Consider the following 4,973-nt stretch of genomic DNA (forward strand, 5'->3'; position numbering starts at 1 on the left):
TTGGCCTCAATGCCGCCGGTGAGGTCGCCCGCTTCACGCGGGCGTGGATTGAAACGCGTACAAGCCGGACACGTTAACACCGGACGGATGTCGCCCGCTTCACGCGGGCGTGGATTGAAACTTGAGCAATTGCGGAAGGAAGCCAGAAAACTGAATGTCGCCCGCTTCACGCGGGCGTGGATTGAAACCTCCGCTATATGGAGCGAACGCTGTCGGTCAATAAATGTCGCCCGCTTCACGCGGGCGTGGAGGAAAATCAGGTTGTCCGCCTCGGTGAGCTGGCTTTCGCCCGTAAAGCCGTAGGGATTGTCGGCCGTCTTAGCACATCTGTTTATGCGGTTATGCATTCAGCTACTCTGCCGTCATGGCTTCGAATTTTTTTAATTCTCTTCTGAACAGGAAAGCGGAAAAGACAGCCAGGCAAAAGAAAATCCCGGTGAGCACCCATAAGAAAATCTTATCCGAAAACAACCAAAGAAGACCTGACGGCTGGTTTTCTGTGGAAAAAACACGGACAGCTAAAGAAAAAGACCACAGAATACCTATGAATTCCAGTATCCGCTCTGCATCCTTTGCCTTGCTGCATCGAATCAGGGACAGGACAAAGCTGCCTGCCCCTAACCAGGTGCAAGCAATCAGAAGAACGGCCGTCCCTGTAAAAACAGGATGCTCGTGGAGCCAGAGCGCCGGACCCTGCCTGAAAAACAGCAGAGCCCATATCAGAAAGTAAACCAGAACCGGCAAACCGGCCGAATGGATCAGAACCCTCCTGAGAGTAGCCCGGAGGCGGGAATCCCTTTTCTTCTGTAAATCCACATACTCTGAAGTGGTCAGAAACGCAAAAAGCCCCAAAACAAAAAGAAGATACGGAGAATCAGCCCATTGGGGTCCCGGAGCAATGAAACAGATTACGGCGGCGATAAAAAGACCTTCCGCCGGCCAAAGAAGGAGTTGGAGCCAGAGAGGAAACCGGTCTCTTTGCAAAAACGGAAACCGTTCTGATAATCTGGCGTAATAATGGAGGAAAAAGACAAACAAAAGAGCCAAGAGGACAGCCCATAAATGCCATATCAGGTTTGGAGTGTCTGCTGCTGTAATCATGTTCTGTATTTCCGCTGCTTTTTCCAATTCTTTGAAACGAATAGGATGAGGAGGTTTCCAAGAAGTATAAGAAGGAGAACCTTTGATACTATGTTAAAAAACGATGCATTTTCGCCGTAAATCAGAAAACCAATCGTATAGAGAAAGAGCAGAACAGATGAAATCCACACGGTATACCATCTTGTTTTTTTATTAGATGGACGGAGAAGTGCAACGATTATGGCCGCTGCTGTACTTCTGATTTTTACAAAGATTTTTTGAAACATATGAAAAACCTCAAAATTGCTGTATTGTTTTTGTGCATCACCATTCAATGCACTCTCGATTTGAACAAAAAGCCAATGCCGCTCCAAAATCTATTCCCAACCCGATGCCAATTCCTGCTGCGATAGGAGGATATTTCAAACCGATAAGACCGCCTATAATCACTGTTCCATCGCCGCCTGGAATTAGTCCATTTATTTGCTGCATCACAAAATTGGCACAATTCCATACACTTAAACCGAGGGTTTCTGCTATTGATGGTCCCCACTTCTTGCACTCCTTCTTACACACACTGGGAACTGTTGGCGGGACGGCCGGTGTAGGATAGATGCCGGGAAGAAAAATCGGGTCCAAAAGCCCCAGCGGATCTGTGGAATTCACCGGATTGTTTTTTCCGTACAAATACGGATGGAGGGCTTGGGGGGATTCGTGCAGATTCAGATAGGGCAGCAGCCAGCCGACAGATCTATGAAGCGAAACAGAAGGCGATATTAACATTCGATTTTTTGAATCTGCAATCATGATTCATCCTCTCTGTTTATTTTGTTTCTCTCGGGGAGGAAAATTTCAAAGAAGGAGAAACAGAAACACTCATAGGAAGGCAGAATTGCTTGTTTCTGCTTTGTTGTCTGTATTTGCTTCTTTCTTTTTGTTGCCTTCAGGTTTTGTGACTGCAAAAATATTCATGACTCCCATAAGAGTCAAAGCTATGCCAAGTATCACAGTTGCAACATCAATGCCGGACAATGTGGATACAGGGATAAAAATACAGATTACCCCGCCTGATATGAAAATAATTCTGAGAAACCATACACCGCTTTGGGATAATTTCGACATTCGCACACTCTCCTCATCCAAATAAACCGCAGCCGATTGCGCACCCAACAGCGACACTTGCCATCCATGTAGGCACGATACCAAGAATTTTGGATAATGTACCGGCTTTTGCTACAGCAGCGGCCAGCGAACCCAGACTTAAGCCGGACCCGCATATCCTGCCCATTAATCCGCCAGTTAATGGATCCGCACAATCCTTCCAACAACTCTCAAATTCTTCAGAGACCAACCCAGTAGGATCGACATGGTTTACAGGATTATTCAATACATATAAATACGGATGCAGGGCTTGGGGGGATTTGTGCAGATTCAGATAGGGCAGCAGCCAGCCGACATAGCCCTGAAGCCGGACCGGGGTCAGAATCGGGTCGCGGGAGAGGAATCGGCCGAGGGCGGGGGCGTAATAGCGGGCGCGGAGGAAAATCAGGTTGTCCGCCTCGGTAAATTGGCTTTCGCCCGTGAAGCCGTAGGGATTGTCGGCCGTCCCCGAAACTGCCCGCACATTGCCGAACCCGTCGTACATATAGGACACCATACCCTGCCCGGAGGCGTTCGTCAACTGCCGCACCGACCGTATTTGTCGTAGTGACAGTAGACACAACTCTCGCCTTTCTACGAAAAAACAACCTGATATCTGATGCAGTCACAGTAACAGCGGATATCTCATTCTAAGCCGTATCGTTTCACACTATTCATGAGAAGATAGATCAGATAGAGAGAGATGTTATTGTTTTATGTTCTCTTTTTTTTATAAACTTAATACGGATTCTATTTTTTGACCATGTACCTACTATTATTAATAGTGTTCCATAATATAAAATCATATAAATAAAAAATAACGATTCCAACAGACCATATCAAAAGAATTACATCTATCTTTCTCGAAATAACCATTCTTAAAGTTTGAGATTTTATTCTGTAAGCAACCGTTACAAACGTGCCGAGTTCCAGACAAAGAATACAGAATTTTGGTTATAGTCGAATATCAAGGCATTCCGATGATACTCTTTCGCCATCTTCCTTAAAAATATCTATGGAGAAATCTGAATAAAAAACCCATATTCCTCCATCGTGAATTTTTCCACATCCGGATACTCTTTTCTCTAATTGATCCTTTTTTATTACACGGCCCCAACAATCATATACAGACAAATTGTTCTTCTTATTATCAAAAACCCACAAATATTTTCCGCAGACTAAACTATCGTTTAAGCAACCCACCTCAATTTCTATGCCATCCCAAACCAGATATTTCGTATTGTTTTGTGTTCGTAGAAATATCAGATCGCCATTCGGCCACTTATCCAAGAGCCACAGAGCGGCCTCACTATCCTTGTACATCTCCGATATTTCTATCGATGAAGGTGTTACCTTATAAAGATTTTGGGTTGTTTTTACAGAATATTCTCTGTCGGCCTCTTTACAGGCCCCTTTGAACTCACCTTCTATTTCAAACAAATGAGATTTTTGGGTCACTAAATCCAAGTAAATACAAATGCTTTTAAGAATGTTATCATCAGACTGATATCCTGCTAAAAGGAGATCATTATCTTCTGGATTCCTCGTGCACGACAGATAAATGCAATTGGGGATTATCTCCAGTTCCTCCTTTTGGGCTGTGAAGGGTTCGTATAGGTTAATTCCCTTAAACGTTATCAAAACAACCCGGTTTATTTCAGCGGAATAGAACATAGAAACAACCGGAGCGGAAAAATCCATACACTGACTGTGCCCATTGATTGTCCAAAACAGTTTCACTGATACGGATATTTGTTTTTCCTCTTGATGATGAATTGATAAGAGGTTTCTCCCCAACACACAATAACCTGCAAAGTTTTTATTATTTTGAAAAAAGTCAGAAAGATACGACTTTCCTTAACTTGATTTCTTCCGATGAGATAACGATTTACTCTTTGTCTGGAAATGAATAACACAAGGGCAACAAGAAGGACTATGACAAGATATAACATCTTCATATCATCTGCCCCCCTCGTTTTATTTGTGGTATCAATTTCTTATAGAGACGCAATAGGAACATTGTTACGGTAATAAATATTATGAGTATATTTAAATGGCATTCATTTCCCCCTATTATACGTCCTCCACGTCCTGCCCCTTCTTTTAGCATATCCTTTATTATTTTCATATATTCGTTTGGGGTTAGATTTGGGTTCATCGCCACAAGTTCCCAACAACCTACCATACATGCGTCCAGTGCCTTAGAGGGAACTTTTCCAAATATTTTTGCGCATGCTCCGTAGCAGACAAAAACATCACACTCTGATGATAGTCCAGTGGGGTCTATCAGAATAACAGGATTATTTTGGACATAGACATAAGGATTCAGGGATTGAGGATGATAAAGTAAATTTGTATAAGGCAAAACCCAGCCTACAAAAGGTCCTATTTGCATGGGTGTAAAAATCGGATCCCTGCTGATAAACCGTCCAATACTCGGTTTGTAATACCTCGCCCGCAGGAACACCAAATCATCCGCTTCGCCTAATTGCTGCTCGCCCCTGAAGCCGTAGGGATTGTCGGCCGTCCCCGAAACCGCCCGCACATTGCCGAACCCGTCGTACATATAGGACACCATACCCTGCCCGGAGGCATTCGTCAACTGCCGTACCGACCCAAGCCCGTCGGCAGGAACAAACACATCCGCCCTGCCGCATCGAACCGGTCAAAATGCTCTGCATGCATCGCCGCACCCATGTTGGATAGACTCCGTCCCCGTCGGCTGCAAGGTGGGGGATAACTCTTACGTGAAG

5 protein-coding genes and 1 CRISPR repeat array are annotated in these 4,973 nt (G+C 44.5%); all 5 genes read right to left on the minus strand.

Annotated elements, in window-relative coordinates:
• Positions 1 to 21 precede the first annotated feature (21 nt).
• Positions 22 to 257: direct repeats of the CRISPR family, unit length 34 nt; unit sequence ATGTCGCCCGCTTCACGCGGGCGTGGATTGAAAC.
• A 1,147-nt stretch (positions 258 to 1,404) separates the two neighbouring features.
• Entirely contained in the window at positions 1,405 to 1,887 is a 483-nt protein-coding gene (locus WHS88_12580; protein ID MEJ5261015.1) for a hypothetical protein, read from the minus strand.
• A gap of 69 nt (positions 1,888 to 1,956) precedes the next feature.
• On the minus strand, positions 1,957 to 2,202 hold the full coding sequence (locus tag WHS88_12585) for a hypothetical protein (GenBank protein MEJ5261016.1): 246 nt from the start codon (positions 2,200 to 2,202) through the stop codon (positions 1,957 to 1,959).
• 13 nt (positions 2,203 to 2,215) lie between these two features.
• A complete protein-coding gene (locus WHS88_12590) occupies positions 2,216 to 2,737 on the minus strand; it encodes an RHS repeat-associated core domain-containing protein (GenBank protein MEJ5261017.1) in 522 nt (173 codons plus the stop codon).
• 437 nt (positions 2,738 to 3,174) lie between these two features.
• Positions 3,175 to 3,921, minus strand: a complete 747-nt coding sequence (locus WHS88_12595) for a hypothetical protein (GenBank protein ID MEJ5261018.1) — start codon at positions 3,919 to 3,921, stop codon at positions 3,175 to 3,177.
• Between the two features lie 253 nt (positions 3,922 to 4,174).
• Positions 4,175 to 4,798, minus strand: coding sequence for an RHS repeat-associated core domain-containing protein (locus tag WHS88_12600; protein MEJ5261019.1), 624 nt, complete (start codon positions 4,796 to 4,798; stop codon positions 4,175 to 4,177).
• Positions 4,799 to 4,973 lie beyond the last annotated feature (175 nt).

The organism is Anaerohalosphaeraceae bacterium (assembly GCA_037479115.1).
In the GTDB taxonomy this organism is placed as follows: Bacteria; Planctomycetota; Phycisphaerae; order Sedimentisphaerales; family Anaerohalosphaeraceae; genus JAHDQI01.